A 25,114-nucleotide genomic window follows, 5' to 3' on the forward strand; every position below is an offset into this window, starting at 1 on the left:
CCCCACCCCCCTCCCCTCCCCGCCCCGCGCCCCACCCCCCCTCCCACCCCCTCCCCATCCCCGCGATCTTGCACTTCTGGTCGCGGCATAAGGGGTGAAGGGTGCATCTCGGCGACCACAAGTGCAAGATCGCGGAGTTGTGGGTGGGGTGGGGAGGGTGTGGGGGTCAGGGAGGGGTGGGGTTAGAGTCGCGGAATGCCGGAGATGGTGCAGCCCCAGGTCAGGTTGATCGCGTGGACTCATTTTGAGCCGCCGCAGGACGTGCCGTGGTCGACGGACGCCGACGGCGGGCAGGCGCTCGCCGAGTTCGCCGGGCGGGCCTGCTACCAGAGCTGGAAGAAGCCGAACCCGGCCACCGCCACCAACGCCGGTTACCTCGCGCACATCCTGGAGGTCGGGCACCTTTCCGTGCTGGAGCACGGGTCGGTCAGCTTCTACTTCACCGGGGTGTCCCGCTCGTTCACCCACGAGTTGATCCGGCACCGGCACTTCTCGTACTCGCAGCTGTCCCAGCGGTACGTGCCGGAGCGGGACGCGGCGATGGTCGAGCCGCGGGTGATCGCCGAGGACCCGGAGCTGCACAAGCGGTTCGTCGAGGCCGCGGAGGCGAGCGTACGGGCCTACAACGAGCTGTTGGAGGGGCTGGAGCGGCACTTCGTCGACGAGCCCAACCCGACGCTGCGGCGCAAGCAGGCACGTCAGGCGGCCCGGGCCGTGCTGCCGAACGCCACCGAGACCCGGATCGTGGTGTCCGGCAACTACCGTGCCTGGCGGCACTTCATCGCGATGCGGGCCACCGAGCACGCCGACGTGGAGATCCGCGAGCTGGCCGTGGAGTGCCTGCGGCAGTTGCAGCGGGTCGCGCCGAACGTCTTCGCCGACTTCGTCATCTCGACCCTGCCCGACGGCACCGAGGTCGCGGCGAGCCCGCTCGCCGAGCAGTCCTGAGCGGGTTCAGGGCGCTGCCCGCCCGGGGCGCATGCCACCCTTCCCCGGCAGTCCTCCAGCCGCTGTCCGATAGGTTGTCACCATGACGCACGACCACGTTGACGCCCCGGCACGGGCGGTGTCCCGTCCCTTCGGCCGGGTGATCACCGCCATGGTGACCCCGTTCACCGCTGAGGGCACGCTCGACCTGGACGGCGCCGCGCGGCTGGCGAACCATCTCGTCGCGGAGCAGGGCAACGACGCGCTGGTGATCAACGGCACCACCGGCGAGTCGCCGACCACCACGGAGGCTGAGAAGGAACAGCTGATCCGCACCGTGGTGGAGGCCGTGGGGGACCGGGCGCGGGTGCTGGCCGGGGTGGGCACCAACGACACCCGGCACACCATCGAGCTGGCCGCCTCGGCGGAGAAGGCCGGTGCGCACGGGCTGCTGGTGGTCACCCCGTACTACAACAAGCCGCCCCAGGCGGGGCTGCTGCGACACTTCACCGCGGTGGCCGACGCCACCGGGCTGCCGGTGATGCTGTACGACATTCCGCACCGCTCCGGTGTGCCGATCGAGACCGAGACCCTGGTCCGGCTCGCCGAGCACGGCCGCATCGTCGCGGTGAAGGACGCCAAGGGCGACCTGACCGCCACCAGTTGGGTCACCAGCCGTACGGACCTGGCGTACTACAGTGGCGAGGACTCGCTCACGCTGCCTGCGTTGGCTGTCGGTGCCGTCGGCGTGGTCGGCACCTCGACGCACTTCAGCGGCGCGGACACCAAGCGGATGATCGAGGCGTACGACGCAGGGGACATGTCGACCGCGTTGACCCTGCACCGTCGACTGCTGCCGCTGTTCACCGGGATCTTCCGTACCCAGGGCACCATCCTGGTCAAGGCCGGCCTGACCGTGCAGGGCCTGCCGGCCGGCCCGGTCCGTTCGCCGTTGGTGGACGCCACCGAGGACCAGGTGGCTCAGCTGCGCGCCGACTGCGCAGCAGCGGGCCTACCACTTCCCGAATGATCAAACGACCGGACGGACGCCGGGTGACGGCGTCACAGAATGAGGTGAGCGCGTGACCGAGGCGCACAACGAGGAGGCTCAACTTCCCCCGCCGCTGCCGGAGGGCGGATTGCGGATCATCCCGCTCGGTGGGCTCGGCGCCATCGGTCGGAACATGACCGTCTTCGAGTACGACGGGAAGTTGCTGGTCGTCGACTGTGGGGTGCTCTTTCCCGATGTGGAGCAGCCCGGCGTCGACCTGATCCTGCCCGACTTCGGGCCCATCCTCGACCGGCTCGACGACATCCAGGCGATCGTGCTGACCCACGGCCACGAGGACCACATCGGCGCCGTGCCGTACCTGCTCGCGCACAAGGCCGACATTCCGCTGGTCGGCTCGCAGTTCACCCTGGCGCTTGTCGAGGCGAAGCTGGCCGAGCGGCGGATCCAGCCGTACACGTTGACGGTGCGCGAGGGCGGCCGGGAGCGGCTCGGCCCGTTCGAGTGTGAGTTCTTCGCCGTCAACCACTCGATTCCGGACGCGCTGGCGGTGGCCATCCGTACGCCGGCCGGGCTGGTGCTGCACACCGGCGACTTCAAGATGGACCAGCTTCCGCTGGACGGGCGGATCACCGACCTGGCCGGGTTCGCGCGGCTCGGCGCCGAGGGTGTCGACCTGCTGCTGTCGGACTCCACAAACGCGGAGATCCCCGGCTTCGTCACGCCGGAACGGGAGATCGGCCCGGTCCTCGACTCGATCTTCGCCAAGGCGCGGGGCCGGATCATCGTGGCCTCGTTCGCCTCCCACGTGCATCGGGTGCAGCAGGTCTTCGACTCGGCGCTCGAACACGGCCGCAAGGTCGCCCTGATCGGCCGGTCGATGGTGCGCAACATGGGCATCGCCCGTGACCTCGGCCTGCTGAACATCCCAGCCGGCCTGGTCGTCGGCCTGGACGAGGCGACGTCGATGCCGCCGGAGCAGATCGTGCTGATGTCCACCGGCTCGCAGGGGGAGCCGATGAGCGCCCTGGGCCGGATGGCCAGCGGCGACCACCGGCACATCACCATCGCCCCCGGCGACACCGTGGTGCTGGCGTCCTCGCTGGTGCCCGGCAACGAGACCTCGGTCTACCGGGTGATCAACCGCCTGGCCCGTGCCGGTGCCGTGGTGGTGCACAAGGACGTGGCCAAGGTGCACGTCTCCGGCCACGCCCCGGCCGGCGAACTGCTCTACCTGCTCAACGTCGTACGCCCGAGCAACCTGATGCCGGTGCACGGCGAGTGGCGGCACCTGCGGGCGCACGCGCGACTGGGCATCGAGTCCGGCGTCGCGCCGGACCGGGTGGTGCTCTGCGAGGACGGCGACGTGGTCGACCTGGTCGAGGGCCGCGCCAGCCTGGTCGGGCGGGTCAAGAGTCGGTACGTCTACGTCGACGGCCTCGCCGTCGGTGACGTCAGCGAGTCGCTGCTCACCGAGCGGCGCATCCTCGGTGACGGCGGGTTCATCGCCACCACCGTCGTGGTCGACTCGGTCACCGGCAAGGTGGTCGCCGGTCCCACCGTCTCCGCCAAGGGCTTCTCGGAGGACGCTGCGGCGTTCAACGCGGTGATCCCGCTGGTGACCGAGGCGCTGAACCGGGCCGCCGCGGACGGGATCACCGATCCACACCAGCTCCAGCAGATCGTCCGTCGGACCGTGGGCCGCTGGGTCAACGACGCCTACCGGCGTCGGCCGATGATCGTGCCCACCGTCGTCGAGGTCTGAACCGCTCGGACCTTTCGCCCGTACTCCGACCCGGCAGGCGTGCCCGCGCCTGCCGGGAGGAGCGTGGCGGATGGACCGCAGAAGATTGACAGCCATCGGTGTCGTGGTGGCCGCGGTGGGCGCGGCGGCGGCGGTGACCCTGCCGTCGTTCGCCGGTGACAGCGGTGCGCCGCGGGTGCCGGCCGGTCAGGCGGTGGAGGGTGCCGACCCGCAGGTGGTCGAGGCGCTGCGCCGGGATCTGGGCCTCGACGAGACCCAGGTCGCGGCCCGGCTGAAGACCGAACGCTGGGCCACCGGCGTGGTCGACCAGCTCCGGACGGAGCTGGGTGCGGACTACGGCGGCAGTTGGCTCAGCGCCGACGGCAGTCAGTTGAACGTGGCGGTCGCCGACCCGGCCGAGGCGGCGCGGGTCCGTGCCGCCGGGGCGGTGCCGAAGGTGGTCGAGCGCGGGGTCGGGCAGCTCGACGCGCTCAAGACCAGAATGGACCGCAGCGCCGCCCGCGCCCAGCAGGTCTCCGGCTGGTACGTCGACGTCGCCTCGAACAGCCTCGTGGTGCTCGCCCAGCCGGGTGCCGAGGCGGCCGGGTGGCGGTTCGTGGCTCGCGCCGGGGTGCCGCGGCAGGCGGTCCGGATGGCCACCGAGGAACAGCCGCGACTCTTCGCCGACGTACGTGGCGGTGAGCCGTTCTTCGTCGGCGCGGGGCGTTGCTCGGTCGGCTTCGCGGTGGTCGGCGGCTACGTCACCGCCGGGCACTGCGGCCGGGTCGGTGCCCGCACCTCCGGCGCGGACGGGGAGTTGCAGGGCGTCTTCCGGTCCTCCTCGTTCCCCGGCGACGACTGGGCCTTCGTGCAGGTCAACAGCAACACGCGGGTGCTGCCGGAGGTGACCGACTTCCGGGGCGGCATCGCCCGGGTCGCCGGCTCGCGGGAGGTGCCCGCCGGTTCGTCGATCTGCCGGTCCGGCTCCACCACGGGGGTCCGCTGCGGCACCGTGCAGGCACGCAACGCCACAGTGCGCTACCCGGAGGGGCTGGTCAGCGGGCTGGTCCGGACCAACGTGTGCGCCGAACCCGGCGACTCCGGCGGCTCGTGGATCTCGGGCAACCAGGCCCAGGGCGTCACCTCCGGTGGCTCGGGTGACTGCATCCGTGGCGGCACCACGTTCTACCAGCCGATCAACGAGATCCTGCAACGCAACAACCTGACCCTGCTCACCACGCAGAACTTCCGCGCCCTGAGCGGCCAGCGCTGATCTGCCGGGCCCGGCCGGCACACACGCCGGTCGGGCCCGCTCGCGGCTTGGGCCAACGGGCGGGGTCCGCTCGCTGCGGTAGGAGCAGGCACGCGCCGGCGACGACAAGGCCGGGTCCGAGCGTCGGCGGGGGTCAGGGCAGGGCGGCGACCGCCTCGGCGTACGCGACGCCGGTCCGTACCGCCGCGTCGACCAGGACTGTCACCTGGGCCGGGGCCACCCCGTACGCCAGGTCCGTGGCCACCTCACCGGCCAACACCAGCTCACCGTCACCGGGATCGTGCACGTACGCCTTGGGCAGCAGCCGGTCCCGGTTCCAGCCGTTGCAGAAGGCGTACGCCTCGGCGCGGCGGGCCGCCGGCAGCCGACGGTCGGCGACCACCCGCGCGTGCAGCACGTCGCCGCGTTCCCCGGCCCGCCGGAACTGGATCACCGCGTCGCCCCAGCGCCCGAGCACCGTGCCGGCGCTGTCGAGGGCGTAGCGGTCGCCCCGCCGATCCAACACGGTGGTGATCATCGTCACGGAGAGCGCCCCCAACTCCTCCTCGGCCATGCCCCGGCGCTCGCCCGTCGTCCCGTCGCGCACCCCGCCGTCCGACCAGGGCGCGCCCGCCGGCTCGTCGTCACCCGCCGGTTCGCCGTCCACCGACTCGCCGGCATCCACCGGTTCGCCGTCGATCGGCTCATCGTCGACCGGTTCGTCGGCGGGGAGAGGCACCGGCGGGGCCGACGGTCGTTCGGCCAGCCAGGCAGCCATCCGGCCGGACTGGTGTCCGGTGCCGTTGCGGGCGTCGAAGCTGCCGGCCAACTCGGTGGCCACCGCGAGCAGTTCCGCGCCGAGGGCCGCCACCGTGACCGTCGCGGCGGACCGCCCGTGGTAGGCCGGTCGGTGCACCGTTCGATCGGCGCGCTGCTCGGCGGCCAGGGTGCAGATCAGCGCGCCCGCCGTGGCGAACTCCATCACGGCCAGGTCGTCGTGCGGCTGGTCGAGCCGGGGCACCTGCTCGACGAGGATCTCCAGCCCACGGTCGAGGTGGCCGCCGAGCGCGCAGAACCGCAGATGGGTGGCGAGGTGGTCGAACCCGTCCGGGGCGACGCGGTGTCGACGGTACGCCCGCACGTGCGCCTGCGCCGCCCGCTGCGCCGTGCCCGCCCGCAGCCACGGCAGCAACGCAGCCGCCAACGCGGCCTCCGGCTGGGCGGTGCACCCGACCGTACCGTCGAGCAGAGGTTCGACGGCGGCGAGCGCCTCGGCCCAGTCACCCCAGCCGGCGAGCAGTTCGGCCTGGCGTACCGGCAGGCAGTCGGGGCAGCCGGCGGCCGGGTCCGGGCCGGCGGTCCGCCACCGTCGCAGCCAGTGTCGGGCGGCGGGCTCGTCGCCGACGTGATCGGCGATGCGGCAGCGCAGCTGGGCGACGAGGGCTCCGCCGTCGTCGCACGTCGGGTCGTCCAGCCCGTCCAGTACGGTCCGGGCCTGGTCGAGGCCGATGCGGGAGGTGCCGAGCAGGGCCTCGACGGCGTACCGCTGGTAGCGGCGCAGCATCTCGTCGTCCGGTCCGACGGGACGCGTGCCGTCGTCGGGGCGCTGCGGCCGGCGGGCCGTGTCGAGGCAACGCCGGACGGGCTCGAAGAGCCGCCACCGTTGGCCGCCGCGCAGGTGGGCCTCGACCAGTTCGGCCCAGGCGTCCATCGCGGTCCCGGCATCGCCGGTGGCCTCGGCGAGGGCGGCGACCCGTTCCAGTTCGGCGATACGCGCCTCGCCGTCCGGCATGTCACGCGCGTCGGCCAGCAGGTCGGCGGGGCCCCGGTCGGCCCGTCCGTCGCCCGGCGTCGACATCCGTGGTCGGCTGCGGCGGCCGGTGGCCCACCCGCTCACCGGGGTGCCGTCCCCAGGATCCGCCCCACCTCGGTGGCCAGCCCGCAGCCGGTGACGATGCCCCGGTCGAGCAGGCGGTCCAGTTGATGCGGTGTCACCCCCCGTTCCAGGTCGGTGATGACCTCGCCGCAGATCCGGGCCTGCCCGGCGTCGTCGACGTGCACGAACGCCTTCGGCCAGAACCGATCCCGGTTCCAGCCGTTGCAGAACTCGTGCAGCCTCGGTACGAGGTCCACCGGGAAGGTGTGCGTGGCGACCGTACGGACCTGGAGCAGCTCTCCGAGGTCGCCGGCGCGCAGGAACCAGATGTGCGCCTCGGCCCACCGTCCGACCAGGTTGCCGCCGGCGTCGGTGGTGACCGCGTGCCCCCGGTTGGCGAGCACCGCGGCGACCAGGTCGTGGGTCAACGGTCGTAGCGTGTCCGGATGCCCGGCCAGCGGGCCGTCCAGACCGTCGTCGTACTCCGGCGACGCCATCGGGCATCCCTTCGCCAGGCAAATATCACGGCAGGTGGCGGGGACCGCGTTGCGACACGCGGAGCCGACCAGGAAGACCGGCGTATCGCGGGACCCGCCGTTACGGTGATGCTATGGCGGGCCGTACCTCTCAAGCGAGCCGGCGACGCGGCGCGTCGCCGCGTGCTGGCGCGAACAGTCGTGCCCGTCAACCGGCGAAGAAGGCCGCCCCGGCGCGGCGTCGCACCACCTCGCGGGGCCCCGGTCCGGCCGCCTACGTCGGTCGCGCGATCGGGGCACTGTGGATGGGCCTCGCCCACGGCGTCGGCTGGGCGGTACGCACCGTCGGCCGGCAGGCCGCCTCGGCCCGTGACCTGGACCCGGAGCACCGCCGTGACGGCGCCGGGCTGCTGATGATCGGCCTCGCCCTGCTCAGCGCGGCAGCCCTCTGGTTCTCCGCCGCCGGGCCGGTCGGGGCCCGCCTGGCCGACACGGTCCGGCTCTTCCTCGGCGCCATCTCCGTGGTGGTGCCGGTGCTGCTCGGCATCGGTGCCTGGCGGCTGATGCGCCAGCCCGGTGACCCCGAGCACCGCGGCCGGGGCTGGATCGGCTGGGGTTCCATGCTGGTCGCCACCGCCGCGATGCTGCACATCGGTCAACAGCCGGGTGACCCGGGTGAGCGCGACTTCGCCGGTGGCCTGGTCGGCGCGGGTGTGGGCAGCGTGTTGGAACGGGCGGTCACCGCCTGGGTCGCGGTACCGCTGCTGATCCTGCTGCTGGTGTTCGGCCTGCTCGTGGTCACCGCCACGCCGATCAACAAGATCCCTGAGCGGCTCGGCCTGCTCGCCGGCAGCGTGATCGGCCAGACCGGACAGGACACCGACGAGCCGGCCGCCACGCCGGCCCGGCGTCGCCCCGCGAAGCGGACCCCGCCGCCGCTCGACCCGGACGACTTCGACGACCCGGGCGATGTGGATCTCCAGGAGACCATCGTCCTGCCGCGCAAGCCGCCGTCGCGGGTGCCGGCGAGCCGCAAGCCGGCCGAGCCGCCGGAGCATTCGCCGGCACCGACCCGGGCCGAGCAGCTCGCGCTTACCGGCCTGGCCGGCGACTACACCCTGCCACCGGCGAACATGCTGGGCAGCGGGGCCGCGCCGAAGACCCGCAGCAAGGCCAACGACGAGGTGATCGCCGCGCTGACCGGTGTCTTCGAACAGTTCGACGTGGACGCCGCGGTGACCGGCTTCACCCGGGGCCCGACGGTCACCCGCTACGAGGTCGAGCTCGGCCACGGCGTGAAGGTCGAGCGGATCACTCAGCTCTCCCGCAACATCGCGTACGCGGTGAAGTCGCCGGACGTCCGCATCCTCAGTCCGATTCCGGGCAAGAGTGCCGTCGGCGTGGAGATCCCGAACACCGATCCGGAGAACGTGGCCCTCGGCGACGTGCTGCGCTCCCGCGCCGCCACCAGCGACCACCATCCGATGGTGGTCGCTCTCGGCAAGGACATCGAGGGCGGCTACGTGGTGGCCAACCTGGCGAAGATGCCGCACATCCTGATCGCGGGCGCCACCGGCGCGGGCAAGTCGAGCTGCCTCAACTCGCTGCTGGTGTCCATCCTGACCCGGGCCACGCCGGACGAGGTGCGGCTGCTGCTGATCGACCCGAAGCGGGTCGAGATGACCGGCTACGAGGGCATCCCGCACCTGGTCACCCCGATCGTGACAAACGCGAAGAAGGCCGCCGACTCGCTGGAGTGGGTGGTCCGCGAGATGGACATGCGCTACGACGACCTGGCCGCCAACGGCGTCCGGCACATCGACGACTTCAACCGCAAGGTGCGCAACGGTGAGATCAAGGCGCCGCCGGGCAGCGAGCGGGAGATCCGGCCGTACCCGTACCTGCTGGTGATCGTCGACGAGTTGGCCGACCTGATGATGGTCGCCCCCCGTGACGTGGAGGACTCCGTCGTCCGGATCACGCAGTTGGCCCGGGCCGCCGGTATCCACCTGGTGCTGGCCACCCAGCGGCCGAGCGTGGACGTGGTGACGGGCCTGATCAAGGCCAACGTGCCGTCCCGGTTGGCGTTCGCCACCTCCTCGCTGGCCGACTCGCGGGTCATCCTCGACCAGCCGGGTGCGGAGAAGCTGCTGGGCCGCGGCGACGGGCTGTTCCTGCCGATGGGCGCCTCGAAGCCGATCCGCATCCAGGGTGCCTGGGTCACCGAGCGCGAGATCAACGACGTGGTGAAGTTCTGCAAGGACCAGCGCGAACCGGAGTTCCGTCCGGACGTGCTGGCTCCCGCGCAGGACAGCAAGAAGAAGATCGACGAGGACATCGGCGACGACCTGGACCTGCTGGTGCAGGCGGTCGAGTTGGTGGTCACCTCGCAGTTCGGCTCGACCTCGATGCTCCAGCGCAAGCTGCGGGTCGGCTTCGCCAAGGCGGGCCGGCTGATGGACCTGATGGAGACCCGGGGCGTGGTCGGCCCCTCGGAGGGCTCCAAGGCCCGCGACGTGCTTGTCAAGCCGGACGAGTTGGAAGAGGTCCTGGCGGGCCTGCGCGGCGACGAGGACTGACCGCCGACAGCGGCCGACCGGCGGCGAGGACCGCCGACGGTGACCGACCGGCGGCGAGGACCGCCGGCAGCGGCCGATCGGGCGGCAGCGGCCGATCCTGCCGCAGACATGCCACGGGCCCGCCGCGTGTCGCGGCGGGCCCGTCGTGCTGGTGGGTCAGAGCGCGTTGAGGATCAACATGCTGAGCAGCATGGCGACCACGTTGGCGCCGGCGGCGTACCAGCCGAGTGGCTTGTCGCCGAGCACCGCGCCGACGACACCGAGGACCAGACCGATGACTCCGAAGAGAATCGGATTGAGCAGCAACGCGAGAACCGCGCACACGAAGCCCACGATGGTGCAGATGCGGGCGGCGCTGGTCGAACGAACGGTGCTGGTGGCCATGTCTGCCTCCGGATGGTGAGTCTGCGTCTGCCGTCCGGTCTCTACCCACTGGTGCGGTTCGTCACGCCACCGGTGCCGGAGATCAGTGGTAGATCTTCAGGCCGACCACCCCGGCGACCACCAGCAGCAGGCAGAGGATCCGGGGCAGGCTTGTCGACTCGCCCAGCGCGAGCATCCCCACCAGCGCGGTACCGGTCGCGCCGATGCCGACCCAGACCGCGTACCCGGTGCCGACCGGGATCTCCCGCAGCGCGTACGCCAGGCCGCCCATGCTCAGCACCAGCGTGACCGCGAAGATCGCGGAGGGGAGGGGACGGGTGAAGCCGGCACTACGGTCCAGGGCGATCGCCCACGCCGTTTCCAGCAGTCCGGAGAGCACCAGCACGATCCAGGCCATCGGGGTCACCTTTCACGGTCGCCCGAGCCACCTGGCACGGGACGAGTCGGGTCCTTGCACGGGGCGTCTTGGCCTGACCGGGTACGCCCACGACTCGTCCGGGGGACCCTTGCGGGCCACCGGGACCGACCGTAGCACCGGGGGAAAGCCGCAGCTCGGGTGAGGCCGATCACCTCGGGTGGACCTCAACCTTGCTTGACGTTGCACGATGGGGGCATGACCCTGCTCATCTCCGATCCGGAGGTCGCTGGCGCGCTTGACGCACCGGCCACCGTGGACGCCATGCGCCGGGCTCTGCTGGCCGCGTACGACGGACGACTGGTGGCCCCGCCCCGGGCCGCCGCGCCGCTGGGCGGGGGCCGGATGGTGCTCACCGCCGGGCACCTGACCGGGCAGTGGTACGGCTACCGGTCGTACGACACCTTCGGTCACCCGGGGGCCGAGCAGGTGGTGGTGCTGCACGACGGGCAGACCGGCGCGGTGCGGGCGGTGGCGGTGGGGGAGGAGCTGGGGTCCCGGCGTACCGGCGGGTTGGGTGGGGTCGCGGTGGACGCGCTGGCCCGCGCGGACGCCGACACGCTCGGGGTGATCGGCGCCGGCGGTCAGGCGTGGACCCAGGTCTGGGCAGCCGCCGCCGTACGCCCGCTGCGTGAGGTCACCGTGTTCAGCCGTTCGGCGGCACGCCGGACCGCGTTCGCCGACCGGGTCCGCGCCGAGCTGGGTGTACCGGCCCGTGCCGTGGACACCGCCCGCGCGGCGGTGCGCGACCGCGACGTGGTGGTGCTCGCCACCACCAGCCCGACACCGGTGCTGGACGCCGCCGACCTCGCCCCCGGCACCCACGTCAACGCGGTCGGTTTCAAACAGCGCGACCGGGCGGAATTCGGCCCCGATCTCCTCGACGCCGCCGCCGTGCTGGTCACCGACTCACCGGCGCAGGCCGGGGCGTACGTGCCACCGATGCTGGCCGCCGAAGCGCCGTACGCCTCGCGGTTGCGTGATCTGGGAGCGGTGCTGGCCGGCGCCGCGCCCGGCCGCACCGACGCGGACCAGGTCTCGGTCTTCTGCTCGGTCGGCCTGGCCGGCACCGAGGTGTTCCTGCTCGACCAGGTGGTCCGGGCCCTCGCCCCGGCCGTCCCGACCTGATCCGCCCCGTCCAACCCGGTGGACGCCCCGCCCCACCTGGTGGACAGCGTGCCCAACCCGTTGGACGGCGCGCCCGCCCCGCCAGGCCGGGCGCGGCGGCCCGGTACCCTCGGATGGTGTCTGCCACCTCTTCTGACGGTCGCCGTGTCGCCCTGCTGACCCTGGGCTGTGCCCGTAACGAGGTCGACTCGGAGGAGTTGGCCGCCCGCCTGCACGCCGATGGCTGGCAGGTGACCACCGACGGCGAGGGCGCCGACGTGGTGGTGGTCAACACCTGTGGTTTCGTGGAGAAGGCCAAGCAGGATTCCATCCAGACGCTGCTGGCCGCCGCCGACACCGGCGCGAAGGTGGTCGCCGCGGGCTGCATGGCGGAGCGGTACGGCCGGGAGTTGGCCGACAGCCTGCCCGAGGCCCAGGCGGTGCTCAGCTTCGACGACTACCCGCAGATCGCCGCCCGGCTGGACGCGGTGGTCGAGGGCCGCGAGTTCACCGCGCACACCCCCCGGGACCGGCGTGAGCTGCTGCCGTTGACCCCGGTCGCCCGCCGGGACAGCGCGGTGTCGCTGCCCGGGCACGGCCGAGGGGCCGACGTCGACGAGCACACCCCCGCGCATCTGCGTCCGGTGCTGCGTCGCCGGCTCGACAGCGGGCCGGTCGCCTCGCTCAAGCTGGCCAGCGGCTGCGACCGCCGCTGCGCCTTCTGCGCCATCCCCGCCTTCCGCGGTGCCTTCGTCTCCCGTACCCCTGACGAGTTGCTCGCCGAGGCGGAGTGGCTGGCCAAGAGCGGTGTCCGTGAACTGGTGCTGGTCAGCGAGAACTCCACCTCGTACGGCAAGGACCTGGGTGATCCGCGCGCCCTGGAGAAGCTGCTGCCGCAGCTCGCCGCGATCGACGGCATCGTCCGGGTCCGGGCCAGCTACCTTCAGCCGGCCGAGACCAGACCCGGCCTGATCGAGGCGATCGCCACCACGCCGGGCGTCGCGCCCTACTTCGACCTGTCGTTCCAGCACTCCAGCGAGCCCGTGCTGCGCCGGATGCGACGTTTCGGCTCCACCGACCGGTTCCTGGAGCTGCTGGCCTCGGCACGGGAGTTGGACCCGCAGGCCGGGGCGCGGAGCAACTTCATCGTCGGGTTCCCGGGCGAGACCCGGGCCGACGTCGACGAACTGGTTCGTTTCCTGACCGAGGCCCGGCTGGACGCGATCGGCATGTTCGACTACAGCGACGAGGACGGCACCGAGGCCGCCGGGCTGTCCGGCAAGGTCTCCGCCGCCACCATCAAGCGCCGGTACGACAAGCTCAGCGCCCTCGCCGACGAGCTGTGCTCGCAGCGTGCCGAGGACCGGCTCGGCACGACCGTCGAGGTGCTCGTCGACTCGATCGACGGCGACGTCGTCGAGGGACGGGCCGCGCACCAGGCGCCGGAGGTGGACGGTTCGACCACCCTCGTCGCGCCCGCCGACGGTGGTGTCGACCTGGCCGCGCTTCGTCCGGGTGACCTGGTCCGGGCCACCGTGACCGGCACGGAGGGAGTGGACCTGCTGGCGGTGCCGGATGAGATGATCTCGGCGGCGCCCGGCGCGACACGGTGACGGCGGGCCGAGACGAGAGGGAACGACAGCATGGGGTGCCCGAGCGTGGGCCGATGACCGGCGCGACCGAGTCGACACCGGCTCCGGTGGCGGCCCGGGTGCCGGTGGTGAACGCCGCCAACGCGCTGACCGCCCTGCGGCTGCTGCTCGTACCGGTCTTCGCCGCCTCGGTGGTCGTTTCGGGCATGACCCACGCCGGTTGGCAGATCACCGCCTGCCTGATCTTCGCCGTCGCCTCGGCGACGGATCTGGTCGACGGCTGGATCGCCCGCCGGTTCGGTCTGATCACCGCGGTCGGCAAGGTGGCCGATCCGATCGCCGACAAGGCGCTCACCGGTGCGGCCCTGCTGCTGCTGTCCTGGTACGACCGGCTGCCCTGGTGGGTGACCGGGCTCATCCTCGCCCGCGAGGTCGGCATCACGGCCATGCGGTTCTGGGTGATCCGGCGCGGGGTGATCGCCGCCAGTCGTGGCGGCAAGGTCAAGACCGCCCTGCAGATCCTGGCCATCGTCTGGTACCTGTGGCCGATGCCGGACGGACTGGCCGTGATCGGTCCCTGGACCATGGGTGCGGCGGTCGCGGTGACGATCGTCACCGGATTCGACTACATCGCCCAGGCTCTGCGGCTGCGTCGCGCCCGCAGCTGAGCCGGCACCGCTTCTGGCAGCTGAAATCCCGCGTCGTGGCGAGTAGGAACCGGTCCGGTCGGGAAGGATGCCAGTCGTGGGTGTGAGAGAAGCCGAAGGATCGATGGGCCGCGCGGCGGCCGGAGTGGTGCACCGCCTCACCGAGCGGCGGGAGACCCTGGCCACCGTCGAGTCGCTGACCGGAGGACTGCTGGCCGCCACGATCGTGGAGATCGCCGGTGCGAGCGTCGTCTACCGGGGCGGTCTGGTGGTGTACGCGACCGAGCTGAAGGAGTCGCTGGCGGGCGTACCGAAGCACCTGCTGGCGGAGCGCGGCCCGGTCGACGCCGATGTGGCGGCGGCGCTCGCCGAGGGTGGGCGGCAGCGCTGCGGGGCCGACTGGGGGCTGGCCACCACAGGTGTGGCCGGCCCGGAGCCGCAGGACGGCAAGCCGGTCGGGCTGGTCTTCGTCGCGGTCGCCGGCCCCGACGGCACGGAGGTACGCGAGTTGCACCTCGACGGCGGGCGGGATCAGATCCGGGGTGCCTCGGTGACCGAGGCGTTGCGGCTGCTCACCGAGCATGCGCAGCGTTCCGGAGGCGTCACGGCGGCGGCCGGTGGCGGCGGGCGCGGCGGTTACGCAGCGGAGTAGCCGGGCGGGGTGGGATGTCGTGGCGGCCCATAGCGGGTACGGTTGCGGGAAGGCTCCGTCGATCGGAGCCGGTGCCGCCGCCCGGCCGCACGGTCAGGCGTACTCTGTCCCCCAGGGGAGGTGCGATGGTCCTGCTACGCCGGGTGATCGGTGACGCTCTACGGGCGCGCCGGCAGGGGCAGCACCGCACGCTGCGCGAAGTCTCGTCCGCGGCCAACGTCAGCCTGGGCTACCTGTCCGAGATCGAACGCGGCCAGAAGGAACCCTCAAGCGAACTGCTCGCCGCGATCTGCGATGCGCTGGGCGCCCGCCTCTCCGAGTTGCTGCGAGAGGTGAGCGACACCGTCGCGCTCGCCGAGCAGCTGCCCGGTGTGCTCGTGCCCATGCAGGACGAGTCGGCCGAGTCGACCCCGGTCACCGCGACGGTGGGCGCGGCGACCAACCGCTCCGTACGCCAGGTCAGCGCGGACGGTGTCGCGGTCTCGGTGCGTCAGGAGTCCCCACTCAAGGCGACCCTGCGCAGCACCCGGGTCCGACCCGCCGACCGCACCGACCGGGACGTGGTCTGCGCCGCCTGAGCGCGCGAAGGGCTCAGTGGCGGATGGTCGCGGTGGCAGCCGCCGCGTAGGGTTGATCGCATACGTCCCCTCGTCGCCGGTACGGATGTCGTGCTGGTGCTCGGCTGGGACGATGGACCCACCATCGCCGGTGGCCGAGCTGGGCCACCCGACATGGGGGCTGGCGCAGCGACGTTACTGAGGGGATACCGCGGAGATGGCGAACCCGTTCGTCAAGGGTTGGAAGTACCTGATGGCGCTCTTCGGCGCCCGTATCGACGAGCACGCCGATCCCAAGGTGCAGCTCCAACAGGCCATCGACGAGGCGCACCGGCAGCACCAGGCGTTGGTCCAGCAGGCCGCCGCGGTGATCGGCAACCAGCGTCAGCTGGAGATGAAGCTGTCCCGGCAGATGTCCGACGTCGAGCGGTTGCAGAGCAACGCCCGGCAGGCGCTGGTCCTCGCCGACCAGGCCCGGGCCAAGGGTGACGAGGTCGAGGCCGGGCGCTACGAGCAGTCCGCGCAGACGCTGGCCACCCAGCTGGTCTCCGCCGAGCAGGCCGCGGAGGACCTGAAGACGCTTCACGATCAGGCGCTCGCCGCCGCCGGGCAGGCCCGCCGGGCGGTGGAGAACAATTCCATGATCCTCCAGCAGAAGCTGGCCGAGCGCGCCAAGCTGCTCAGCCAGCTCGAGCAGGCCAAGATGCAGGAGAGCGTGGCCGCCTCGTTGGAGTCGATGTCGGCGCTCACCGCGCCCGGCACGACGCCCAGCCTGGACGAGGTCCGCGACCGCATCGAGCGGCGCTACGCCAACGCCATGGGCCGCGCCGAGCTGGCCAGCAATTCGGCCGAGGGCCGGATGCTGGAGATCCAGAAGGCCACCCTCGACACCGCCGGCACCGCCCGGCTGGACCAGATCCGGGCGAGCATGGCCGGTGAGCAGCTCGGTGCGGGCACCGGGCAGGGCGCGGTCGGCGCCCCGCAGCCGGCGACCGCCGACCCGGCCGTCGCCCGACTGGACGAGATCAGGGCGACCATGAATCGGGACCGGGGCACCGGGGACACCAGCGCCGCCGGTTGAGCGGGGGATCGAGGAGGCCACGGTGGCAGCAGACGAACGCACCCGGTACTTCCGGCGGTTGGGCAAGCTGCGCCGCTCCGCCCGGCGGTGGAGCGTCCTGGCCGGTGGGTTCGGTGGCGCGACGGTCATCCTGACTCCGTACGCCGGGATCGGGCTGGCCGACGCGGTCTGGGCCGCCGCTGCGGGTGCCACCACCGCGTTGGCCGCGTGGCGTTGGGTGGACCTGCGGGCGTTGGCCGCCCAGCCGGCTCCGCCCGCCCTCGATCCGGCCCAGGCCGCCGCCCGCAACCGGGCCCGCCTGGTGGCTGCAGTGGAACGACTGCCCGCCGGTGCCGGGGTGGTGGCCGAGGTGCGCCGGGTCCGTACCCGCACCGCGCTGCGCGGCACCAGCGCCGCCGGTCCGTGGGAACGGCTGGACCGGGCCGCCACCACCATGGCCGGGATGACGGGTCGGCTCACCGGCCTCGCCGAGCCGGCCGTCGCGGAGGCGAGCGTCGCCGAGCAGTCCCTGCGGGAGCTGGCCGACCGGGTGGCCAGCGTGGAGCGCACCCTGCGCCTCGCGCCGGCCGACGCCCGGCCGCCGTTGGCCGAGGCGCACCAGGCGCTCACCGGCCAACTGGAGGCCGGCGTGACGGCGTACGAGCGCCTGGTGGTGGCTGCCGCCGGCTACCTCGCCGAGGAGTACCGCCCCCAACTCGAACACCCCGCCGCCACCCGTCTCACCGAGGCCACCGACCTGCTGCACGGCTTCGCCTCCGCCCTTTCCGAACTCCGCCCCCACCCCACCCCCGGCATGCCCCGCTGATCAAGACGTTTCGGTCTCCGGAACGCCGGATCCAGATCAGAACTTCTTGATCAACCCGGGGAGAGCGCGCGGCGGGCGCGTGGCGCGTTATTCGGGGGTGGTGATGGGCAGGGGCGGGGTGTAGGGGGAGGCGCCGACGACGTTGAACGAGCGGATCCGGTAGTGGTAGGTGACGCCTCGGGCCAGGCCGGTGTTGGTGAAGCCTCGGCCGGTGACGGTGAAGGTGGCCAACTCGCGGGTGAAGGCGACGTCGAGAGCGCGTTCCACGGTGAAGCCCGCGCCCTGACTGGCGGGGGTGCTCGCCGCCCAGTTCAACATCACCGTCGCCGTGTCCGGGCCGGGTGTGCTGGTGGTCACGCTCACCGAGGTCGGTACCCCCGGCGCCGGTGGGGTGGTCACCGTTGCCACCGTCGACCAGGGCGAGGCGGCACCCAGGTAGGTGGTGCGTACCCGGTAGTAGTAGGTGGTGTCGGGGGCGACCGCCGGGTCGAGGTGGTGATCGCCGACGCCGATGGCGGTGGTGCCCGGCCCGCTGGTGAAGGTCGGGTTGGTGGCCCGTTGCACGTCGATCCCGGTGGCGAAGGAACGGTTGGCCCAGCGCAGCGCGACACGCAGCGGCGCGGCCGGTGGTATCGCCGCGGACAGCTTCGTCGGCGCGGTGAGCTGCACCGAGGCGGGGATGCTGTTCGACCAGGCCGAGCAGCCGACGGCGTTCTCGGCCCGGATCCGGTAGTGGTAGGTCACGCCGGGGGTGACTGTGGCGTCGGTGTACCGGGTCGCGGTGGCCGCCACGGTCAACTCGGTCAGCCCGCTGGTGAACGTCGGGTCGGTGGCGCGTTGCAGCAGATGGCTGGTGGCCGGTGGACGGCTGCCGTTGCCGGTCCAGGTCAGGTTGATCGCCGGTAGGGCGGTCGCCGAGCCGGGCGCGGCGGTGGCGGCCAGCCCGCTGGGTGCCCGGGGCGACACGCGTACCACGAGAGGGCGGCTCATGCCCTGGTCGCGGTGCCCGCCCGCGCCGCTGCACCAGCGGTACTCCCAGCCCAGGTTGACCAGTTGGTTGACCACCGAGGCCGGACGCCCGTCAAGCGGGCTGACCGGGGTGGATCCGACCGGCACACCGACCGGCCGGGTCGGATCGAGCAGCCGTACGCTGTCGCCGATCTTGAACGGCAGCGGCGGTGCTTCCGGGCGCAGCGCCAGGATCACGTCCTCGCCGGGGTCGACCCGGACGATCTGTTTCCAGCCCAGTTCCCCCGGATACGGGGGACGGATCGCACCGTCGCGCCCGACCCGGCCGACCACCTGCACGTCCAGCCCGTCGAAACGCACCGGGTGGCTCTGGCGGCCGGTGCCGCGTACCCGCCACAGCTGGGTGCCGTCACCCGGCGCACCGACCGGCACGGCCGGGTCGCTGACGTGCAGCACCTCGGTGGCAGGGTCGGTCGGCCCGAGCGGCAGGACAGTCTCGGCGCGTGGCCCGGCGTGCGGATGCGCCACCCCGAGCCGCCCGGTGAGCCGGCCGTGCTCGGGCTCGAAGACCTGTCGCACCGCCTTGACCGTCAGCGGCAGGGCGGCTGGTGCGGCGGCCCCGGTGGGGGTGAACTCGACCCTTGTGGCGTGCACGGGGATGCGGGTCGCACCGGCAGTGACGGTGCTGTAGCAGGGGTCGTACGCCGGGTCGGGCACGATCGGGGGGTGTTGGCTGGCCGCGTACGCGGCCGGAAGCCGCTCGCGCAACCGGTTGAGGTCGTACGGCGTGGCCGGGGTGCCCGCCACCCGGATCTGCAACAGGGTCCGGGTGTTCGGGCCGTAGCCGGCGACGGACGGCGGCGCGCCACCCTCGGTGGTGCGGTCGGGCGCGCCGGTGTGGTGGTCGTAGCGGGGGTCGAAGGCGGGAAACGGCGCGGGGCAGTCGTTGTAGAGGATCAGCGTGCTGCCCGGGGCGACGGTGGCGAAGTCCACAAGCACGTCGGCCCGCTCACCGGGGGCGAGCAGCAGCGCGTGCCCGTCGACGTTGAGCACGGCCGGATCGCGTCGGTCGTAGCGGAACCCGACCGGCCGGTTGGGGATCACCACGGGGGCGGGCAGCAGGCCGCACTCGTTGCCGATCCGGATCATCTCGGGTCCGCAGGCGTCCGGGTCGGGCACCCCACCGGGCCGACCGTCGGTGGGCCAGCCCGCCGGACGCCCCGGTGCCCGTACCGCGTCGACCATCGGCACCTCACCGGCGTCGGCGTCGACGAGTCGGCCCTCGGGCGTCCACATCGGCTCGTCCGAGCCGGCCCGGTACAGCTGGAGGTTGAGCCAGCGGTCCGTGCAGGCGTTGAGGATCCGCCACCGGTACACCCGGGGCTCGAGGTCCAGGTACGGGTAGGCGGCGCCGTTGACCAGCACGGTGTCGCCGTACGCGCCGGGCACCGCGCTGGGATGCGGCACCCCGGGCATCTCCGGCGGCTCGTCCGGCTCGGTGACCGGGTCGTGGCGCGGGTTGGGCACCGCCGCCGCGTCCGGCCCGGCAGCCGGCACCGTGCGGGACCACGGGCCGTAGTCCCAGCGGCCGGTCGGGTTGTGGCCGTCGGGTTGGTACGGGTTCTGCCGGGGTTGGTAGACGTGCGGGTGCCAGAGGCTGCCCCGGGCACCCCAGCGGTGCCGGTCCCAGGTCGGGTCCTGCGCGGCGAGCTGCGCGTCGTCCGGTACGAAGGTCTTGTCCTCGAAGACGAGGGGCAACTGCTCGTCGGGCAGTACCCCGTCGGCGACCAGTCGATCCTCCGCCTCGTCGGTGAGCAGGAAGAGCGCGATCTGTCCGGAGTAGACGGTCAATCGGGACAGTCCGATGGTGTTGTCGTGGAACCACAGCAGCCGGGCGCTCTGCTCGTTCGGGTAGTAGAGCGTGGTGGCGCCCGGCCCCGGCGGCGGCATGTCGGGCACGGGAGTCAGGCCGACGCCGGTCGGGTAGGGGGTGATCTCACCGGCGGGCGTGATCCACTGGTGCGGGTTTCCGGCGCTGATCCAACCGGTGTGCGCCCCGGCCAGGTGCAGTACCGCCCGATTCTGCGGGTACGGTGCCGGGCCGCCGAGCGGACCCTCGCCCGCGGCGGGCACGGTCGGATCCACCGGCAGGAAGAGTTCGCCGGCCGGGCCGGCCGGCAGCTGGTTGATGAACTTGATCCGTACCGGTCGGCCCCGGCGGGCCAGCACCACCGGCCCGAGGTGCCAGGCGCGCGACGGCGGGGCGACGGTGTTGTGCCCGTCGCCGTCGGTGCCCAGGTTCAGCTGTCGGTAGCCGCGCAGCCGGGTCGCCGGCAGATCCTGGTGCAGCCGTTGGGTGTACTCGGTCAGCCCGATCTCGTAGTAGTCGCAGCCGGGGTGACTGATGGTGTCCGGCACCGCGACGGGCAACTCCGCCCCGAGGGGGGTACGCCCCAACGCGCCGAGGCCGGGCAGCGGGTCGACGAACTTGCGGATGCCCGTGCCGGTCACCACCGCGCCGGTGGCATCCAGGGCCGGCAGGGGACTGTAGGCGTGGTTCGGCACCGGGCCGAAGCAGCGTGGTGCGGCCGCCGGGTCCAGGCTCGCCGGTGCGGCGGTGCCGGCCGCTTCGGGTACGGCGGTGACGTCGGTGACCGCCGCCGGGCCGGTGCGAGCACTGGGGACGGTCGGGGACGAGCCCTGCTGTTCACTGCGGGTGGCACGGTCGAGCCAGGTCGACCGGAGTCTACGGAACACGGCCATGGCTCTCCCGGTGATCGGGGCGCGGCGGCCACCACCCCGACGTGGTCGGCCACATCGCGCTGCGTTGACTATCCGTGAGCGCGCAACCGCAGCATGCGACGTGGCCTGCCGGTTAAGGAAGTACCCAATCGTGTCAATTTGCTGCTCATCCGGCGTGTTGTCGCGCGCCACCCCGGGCAGTGGCCAGGCGGTCGGGCCAGGTCAGGTCGGGGCGGGTTGGCAGCGGGGACACCAGTAGGTGACCCGCTCGCCCAGTTCCTCCTTGCGGATCGCGGTGCCGCACCGTCGGCACGGCTGGGCCCGCCGCCCGTACACGTAACTGGTCTGGCCGCGACGCAGCGACCCGGTGGTGCTCTGCGTCCACCGTCCCCGGTTGGCGGCCAGCAGGTCGTGTGCCAGGGTGACCAGGCCGGCGAGGTCGGGCACGTCGGCGACGCGGGTGCGCGGGTTGATTCCGCGCAGGAACAGCAGCTCGCACTTGTAGAGGTTGCCGACCCCGGCCAGGTTGCGCTGGTCCAGCAGCGCCTCGGCGATGTTCTCGGCCGGTCGGTCGGCCAGCCGGCGGACCGCCTCCTGCGGGTCCCAGTCCGTTCCCAGCAGGTCGGGGCCGAGGTGCCCGATGAGCCGGTCCTCCTCGGCGGTCGGCAGCAGCGCCACCTCGTGCAGGTGGAAACCGACGGCGGTCGCGGTCGCGGCGGACAGCACCACCCGGATCAGGTGGGCCGGGCGGGCGTTCCAGCGCTCTCCCGGGGCGTACACCCGCCAGGTGCCGTCCATGCGCAGGTGCGAATGCAGCGTCCAGTGCGCCGCGTCGGTCGGCTCGTCCAGTCGGATCAGCAGGTGCTTGCCTCGGCTGGCGCAGTCGGTCACCCGCCAGCCGGTGAGGTCGGTGGTGGCCAGTTGGGGCACCCGGAAGTCACTGCCGGTCAGCCGGGCCCCGGTGAGCGCGCGAGCCAGGACGCGGGCGGTGTTCCACACGGTGTCACCCTCGGGCATTCCGGCATTATCCCCCGACCGAGCGCAATTCGCGTGTATCGCTATCTGTATCCCACTTCTCGTTGATCTGCCTATCTGGGCAGGATTGGGCAAATACCTGGAGGATTGCCCATGAATTTTCTCCGCATCCCCGTCCTCTCGCTCGCCATGGCCGCCGTACTCACGGTGGCCCTGCACCCCGCATCCGCGTCCGCCGCCCGTACCGACAGGTGGCAGGCCGATCTGTCGGTCGTCGACAGAGACGACGTCAACGTGCGGCACACTCGGGCCGGTCTGCGACTGGCCGACGCCCGCCCACCCGCCGCCCCGGCACGGCGTAGCGCCGTCGCCGAGGGCATGCTGGTGACCTCCGCGCGTACCCTCGCCGCACCGGCGACCCGGGTCCGCGCCGACGTCACCGTCACCACCCGGCCCGGCGCCGCCGCGACGGTCCAGGTCCGGGGCTGGCGTGCCCACGGGTGGACCGAATGGCGCGACGCCGTCCCGGCCGCCGTCTTCGACAGCCCGGTCCGCCAGGTGCAGGCCCGGGTGGTGCTCACCGCGAGCCGGTCCGGCGAGACCGCCGAGGTACGCGCCGTCCGGCTCACCGCCGACCGGGTCGCCGTCACCGCCGCCACCCCGGGCCTCACCTACCGGGTGTACGCGACGCGGGTCGGCCTGGTCGGCAACACGACCGCGAACGGACACGTCGTCGTGGCCCGCGACCACTTCGTGGCCCTGCCGTCCCGGCGCGGTCTGTCACCGCGCAACAGCGGCGACTACACCGTCCGGGTCTGCACCACCACCGGCAGCCGATGCGAGTACGCCCCGGTCTGGGACGTCGGTCCGTGGAACACCCGCGACGACTACTGGAACCCCAGTGCGGTCCGGGAGAACTGGAAGGATCTGCCGCAGGGCCGGCCGGAGGCGCAGGCCGCCTACCAGTCCGGTTACAACGGGGGACGGGACCAGTTCGGTCGGGTGGTGCTCAACCCGGCCGGCATCGACCTGGCCGACGGCACCTTCTGGGACGGGCTGCAACTGACCACGAACGCCTGGGTCGACGTGGCGTACCTGTGGACCGGCACCGGTTCCCGGGGTGTGGTCGGGGACGGACCGCTGAACATCCGCAGCGGCCCCGGCACCTCCTACGCGACGCGCGGCCTGGCCGCCCAGTACGCCAACGTGCCGATCCAGTGCTACGTGACCGGGCAGAGCGTGACCGGCCCGTACCGCACCACCAACCGGTGGAACCGGCTGGCCAGCGGGCAGTTCGTCAGCCACGCGTACATCTCGACGGTCTGGGGCGGCACGGTGCCGCGCTGCTGAACCGGTGCGTCGAGGCGGGTCGGTGTCAGGCGGCACCGGCCCGACTCGGCCGGGCCGGGCGCCGCTACGGCTCACCCTGTGGTCAGGGCAGTTCCTCGGGCCGCGGGGCGCGCACCGCATCCTGGTAGCGGGGGTGGCAGGCACCGTAGACGGCGAAGTTGAGCCGGGCCATGGTCAGGCTCAAGTCGCCGTTCGGCCCGCCGCGCACCACGTCGGCGTCGGCGTCGGCCTGCCCGTCGTCGGTCCAGAAACAGACCGGACAGGTGCCGCCGCCGGTGCGGGAGGCGCAGCAGGGACAGGCGGCAGGCACCCAGCGTTCTTCCACTCCGACAGCCTTCCACAGTGGACGTTTCGTGCGTGTGGCAGCGGGCCGGTCAACAGCCGGCGAGTCCATCGATCCGCAGCAGCGTACCGGCAGTGACGGCGAGCACCTCAGCGGCCCGGCCGCCGTTGACCGACAAGGCCACCCGGCCGGCCGAGTCGGCGTGCGCCACCAGGGCACCGGGCGGGGCGTCGCCGAAGGTACGACCGTGCACCGCCGTACGCTCCCGGTCTTCCTCGCCCACGCGGCGGATCCGGACCCGGCCCGGCAGCGCAAGCAACAGCTCGGCCGCAGCGGCCAGTTGCACGTTGCCGAAGTGGTCCACCGTCAGCACCTCGGCGGTGAAGCCGTCCGGTCGCACCTCGACCACCGGGTCGGGCAGCCGGACCAGCGTCGACGCATCGACGGCCCGGCCTGCGTCGGCCAGCGCGCCGCCCGAGGCCAACCGGGCCGCGACCGGGGCGAAGACGTCCCGACCGTGGAAGGTCGCCGAGACCCGATCCGCCTGCCACCGCGGGTTGGTCAGCTCCACCGCTTCGGTCACCCCGCCGAGCGCGGCGGCGGCGTCGAGCAGCAGACCGTTGTCCGGCCCGACCAGCAGGCCCTCGGGCGTGGCCAGCGCGATGCCCCGGCGGGCCGTGCCCACACCCGGGTCGACCACCGCCACGTGTACCCCGAACGGCAGGTGCGGCACGGTCTGCGCGAGCACCGTCGCACCCCGCCGGATGTCTCCCGGTGGCACCAGATGGGTCACGTCGATCACCCGGACCGTCGGCGCGAGCCGGGCGATCGCCCCGTGGCAGGCCGCCACGAAACCGTCGGCCAGACCGTAGTCGGTGGTCAGCGAGACGACCTCGGCCGACCCGGTGGTGCGCGTACGACTTGTCACGGCATCGGATGGTACGTGCGGCGCCCGGCACCCGTGGGCAGCGCCCGCCATCCGGCCGCCTGCGGCGGCCGGTCGCCATCGCGCTGCCTGCGGGCCGGCGCCCGCCATAGCGGATAGGTGACAGGCGCACTGACCGGCCGGCCACTGCACGAGGACCGCCGGGTTGGGCAGACTGCCAGGGGTGACTTACCGGAAGATTCTGCCCGCCGTCGTCCTGCTCTCGGCCACCGTTGCGCTCACCGCCTGCGGTGGTGACCCGGATCGGCCGTCCACGGCCGCCCCGACGGCAACTTCGGCCGACAGTGCCGCGCCGCCGCCGACCAGCCCGGAAGCCACCGCCGCCGCCACCGCCGGACCCGAGTCCAGTGGCGCGCCGTCGGACGAGGCGAGCACCGAGAGCAGTTCGCCGAAGCTGCCGCTGAGCCCACCGCCGATCGAGTTGCCGCCCCGCCAGGCGGGCGAGCCCAGCGCCCGGGAGGTCATCGCGGCGTTCCGGGCCGCCGGGCTGAAGGTCGCCAACTCGCGGGACCGCTCGGAGGAGTGCGGGCCGGACGGGCTCGGGTTGGGCTGCTCCGAACTGGTCGTCACCGACGGCATCGCGGTGTACGTGTTCCCGGACGAGGGCAGCGCCATCGACATGGCGGAGCGGTGGGACGGCGTCTCGCACCGCAAGGGCACGGTGGTGCTGAACTACCTGAAGGCACCGACGCCGAAGGCCGAGCGGCCGCGCTACGAGAAGGTCCTCGACGACCTGCGCTGAGCGC

22 protein-coding genes and 1 riboswitch are annotated in these 25,114 nt (G+C 72.7%); of the genes, 14 read left to right on the forward strand and 8 right to left on the reverse strand.

Going from position 1 to position 25,114, the window contains the following annotated elements; translation table 11 throughout:
* The first annotated feature begins 204 nt into the window (after nt 1–204).
* The 4 genes from thyX to Vgi01_RS22295 all read left to right on the forward strand — a co-directional run bounded on the left by thyX (nt 205) and on the right by Vgi01_RS22295 (nt 4,953).
* A complete protein-coding gene (gene thyX / locus Vgi01_RS22280) occupies nt 205–948 on the forward strand; it encodes an FAD-dependent thymidylate synthase (protein WP_043723373.1) in 744 nt (247 codons plus the stop codon).
* A gap of 82 nt (nt 949–1,030) precedes the next feature.
* Complete coding sequence (gene dapA, locus Vgi01_RS22285; protein WP_013732194.1) at nt 1,031–1,957, forward strand: 4-hydroxy-tetrahydrodipicolinate synthase; 927 nt, start codon at nt 1,031–1,033, stop codon at nt 1,955–1,957.
* 52 nt (nt 1,958–2,009) lie between these two features.
* The gene (locus Vgi01_RS22290) at nt 2,010–3,701 is read left to right on the forward strand and encodes a ribonuclease J (RefSeq protein WP_013732195.1); all 1,692 of its coding nucleotides are present in this window, start codon (nt 2,010–2,012) and stop codon (nt 3,699–3,701) included.
* A gap of 70 nt (nt 3,702–3,771) precedes the next feature.
* Entirely contained in the window at nt 3,772–4,953 is a 1,182-nt protein-coding gene (locus tag Vgi01_RS22295; protein WP_204292248.1) for a S1 family peptidase, read from the forward strand.
* 133 nt (nt 4,954–5,086) lie between these two features.
* On the opposite strand, the gene Vgi01_RS22300 is transcribed toward Vgi01_RS22295, so the two are convergent.
* Both Vgi01_RS22300 and Vgi01_RS22305 read right to left on the reverse strand, forming a co-directional pair.
* Nucleotides 5,087–6,790: a type III secretion system chaperone family protein gene (locus Vgi01_RS22300; RefSeq protein WP_239089105.1), complete on the reverse strand. Its 1,704-nt coding sequence runs from the start codon at nt 6,788–6,790 to the stop codon at nt 5,087–5,089.
* 35 nt (nt 6,791–6,825) lie between these two features.
* Nucleotides 6,826–7,305 carry a type III secretion system chaperone family protein gene (locus tag Vgi01_RS22305; protein WP_102659648.1) on the reverse strand — a complete coding sequence of 160 codons (480 nt, stop codon included), beginning with the start codon at nt 7,303–7,305 and terminating at the stop codon, nt 6,826–6,828.
* A gap of 113 nt (nt 7,306–7,418) precedes the next feature.
* On the opposite strand from Vgi01_RS22305, the gene Vgi01_RS22310 reads away from it, so the two are divergent.
* Nucleotides 7,419–9,863: a DNA translocase FtsK gene (locus Vgi01_RS22310; RefSeq protein WP_204292250.1), complete on the forward strand. Its 2,445-nt coding sequence runs from the start codon at nt 7,419–7,421 to the stop codon at nt 9,861–9,863.
* A 156-nt stretch (nt 9,864–10,019) separates the two neighbouring features.
* On the opposite strand, the gene Vgi01_RS22315 is transcribed toward Vgi01_RS22310, so the two are convergent.
* Both Vgi01_RS22315 and Vgi01_RS22320 read right to left on the reverse strand, forming a co-directional pair.
* The gene (locus tag Vgi01_RS22315) at nt 10,020–10,247 is read right to left on the reverse strand and encodes a hypothetical protein (RefSeq protein WP_102659646.1); all 228 of its coding nucleotides are present in this window, start codon (nt 10,245–10,247) and stop codon (nt 10,020–10,022) included.
* Between the two features lie 82 nt (nt 10,248–10,329).
* Nucleotides 10,330–10,644 carry a DMT family transporter gene (locus Vgi01_RS22320; protein WP_013732201.1) on the reverse strand — a complete coding sequence of 105 codons (315 nt, stop codon included), beginning with the start codon at nt 10,642–10,644 and terminating at the stop codon, nt 10,330–10,332.
* 57 nt (nt 10,645–10,701) lie between these two features.
* A riboswitch (guanidine-III (ykkC-III) riboswitch) is annotated at nt 10,702–10,767 on the reverse strand.
* Between the two features lie 93 nt (nt 10,768–10,860).
* On the opposite strand from Vgi01_RS22320, the gene Vgi01_RS22325 reads away from it, so the two are divergent.
* From Vgi01_RS22325 to pspM, 7 genes are all read left to right on the forward strand, one after another.
* The gene (locus Vgi01_RS22325) at nt 10,861–11,790 is read left to right on the forward strand and encodes an ornithine cyclodeaminase family protein (RefSeq protein WP_204292251.1); all 930 of its coding nucleotides are present in this window, start codon (nt 10,861–10,863) and stop codon (nt 11,788–11,790) included.
* Nucleotides 11,791–11,903: 113 nt separating this feature from the next.
* Nucleotides 11,904–13,382: a 30S ribosomal protein S12 methylthiotransferase RimO gene (gene rimO, locus Vgi01_RS22330; protein ID WP_102659644.1), complete on the forward strand. Its 1,479-nt coding sequence runs from the start codon at nt 11,904–11,906 to the stop codon at nt 13,380–13,382.
* A 53-nt stretch (nt 13,383–13,435) separates the two neighbouring features.
* Nucleotides 13,436–14,029 (forward strand): CDP-diacylglycerol--glycerol-3-phosphate 3-phosphatidyltransferase, encoded by a 594-nt coding sequence (gene pgsA, locus Vgi01_RS22335; RefSeq protein ID WP_204292252.1) that lies wholly within the window; start codon nt 13,436–13,438, stop codon nt 14,027–14,029.
* 103 nt (nt 14,030–14,132) lie between these two features.
* Nucleotides 14,133–14,660 carry a CinA family protein gene (locus Vgi01_RS22340; protein ID WP_102659642.1) on the forward strand — a complete coding sequence of 176 codons (528 nt, stop codon included), beginning with the start codon at nt 14,133–14,135 and terminating at the stop codon, nt 14,658–14,660.
* A 125-nt stretch (nt 14,661–14,785) separates the two neighbouring features.
* Nucleotides 14,786–15,238, forward strand: a complete 453-nt coding sequence (locus Vgi01_RS22345) for a helix-turn-helix domain-containing protein (RefSeq protein ID WP_102659641.1) — start codon at nt 14,786–14,788, stop codon at nt 15,236–15,238.
* 196 nt (nt 15,239–15,434) lie between these two features.
* Nucleotides 15,435–16,298, forward strand: coding sequence for a PspA/IM30 family protein (locus Vgi01_RS22350; RefSeq protein ID WP_013732207.1), 864 nt, complete (start codon nt 15,435–15,437; stop codon nt 16,296–16,298).
* Nucleotides 16,299–16,320: 22 nt separating this feature from the next.
* Nucleotides 16,321–17,103, forward strand: coding sequence for a phage shock envelope stress response protein PspM (gene pspM / locus Vgi01_RS22355; RefSeq protein WP_204292253.1), 783 nt, complete (start codon nt 16,321–16,323; stop codon nt 17,101–17,103).
* Nucleotides 17,104–17,190: 87 nt separating this feature from the next.
* Here pspM and Vgi01_RS22360 read toward each other — a convergent pair whose 3' ends face one another.
* Both Vgi01_RS22360 and Vgi01_RS22365 read right to left on the reverse strand, forming a co-directional pair.
* Nucleotides 17,191–20,835: a hypothetical protein gene (locus tag Vgi01_RS22360; protein ID WP_204292254.1), complete on the reverse strand. Its 3,645-nt coding sequence runs from the start codon at nt 20,833–20,835 to the stop codon at nt 17,191–17,193.
* Nucleotides 20,836–21,036: 201 nt separating this feature from the next.
* Nucleotides 21,037–21,831: a DNA-formamidopyrimidine glycosylase family protein gene (locus tag Vgi01_RS22365; protein ID WP_204292255.1), complete on the reverse strand. Its 795-nt coding sequence runs from the start codon at nt 21,829–21,831 to the stop codon at nt 21,037–21,039.
* Between the two features lie 111 nt (nt 21,832–21,942).
* Here Vgi01_RS22365 and Vgi01_RS22370 point away from each other — a divergent pair, with 111 nt between their 5' ends.
* Nucleotides 21,943–23,139, forward strand: a complete 1,197-nt coding sequence (locus Vgi01_RS22370) for a DUF8814 domain-containing protein (protein ID WP_204292256.1) — start codon at nt 21,943–21,945, stop codon at nt 23,137–23,139.
* A gap of 82 nt (nt 23,140–23,221) precedes the next feature.
* Here Vgi01_RS22370 and Vgi01_RS22375 read toward each other — a convergent pair whose 3' ends face one another.
* Together Vgi01_RS22375 and Vgi01_RS22380 are read right to left on the reverse strand one after the other, a co-directional pair.
* Nucleotides 23,222–23,449: a CPCC family cysteine-rich protein gene (locus Vgi01_RS22375; RefSeq protein ID WP_233196945.1), complete on the reverse strand. Its 228-nt coding sequence runs from the start codon at nt 23,447–23,449 to the stop codon at nt 23,222–23,224.
* 64 nt (nt 23,450–23,513) lie between these two features.
* Complete coding sequence (locus Vgi01_RS22380; RefSeq protein WP_102659635.1) at nt 23,514–24,350, reverse strand: SAM hydrolase/SAM-dependent halogenase family protein; 837 nt, start codon at nt 24,348–24,350, stop codon at nt 23,514–23,516.
* Nucleotides 24,351–24,531: 181 nt separating this feature from the next.
* On the opposite strand from Vgi01_RS22380, the gene Vgi01_RS22385 reads away from it, so the two are divergent.
* Nucleotides 24,532–25,110, forward strand: a complete 579-nt coding sequence (locus Vgi01_RS22385) for a hypothetical protein (protein ID WP_102659634.1) — start codon at nt 24,532–24,534, stop codon at nt 25,108–25,110.
* The last annotated feature ends 4 nt before the right edge of the window (nt 25,111–25,114 follow it).

It is taken from the genome of Micromonospora gifhornensis (genome assembly GCF_016863515.1).
GTDB classification, from domain to species: domain Bacteria; phylum Actinomycetota; class Actinomycetes; order Mycobacteriales; family Micromonosporaceae; genus Micromonospora; species Micromonospora gifhornensis.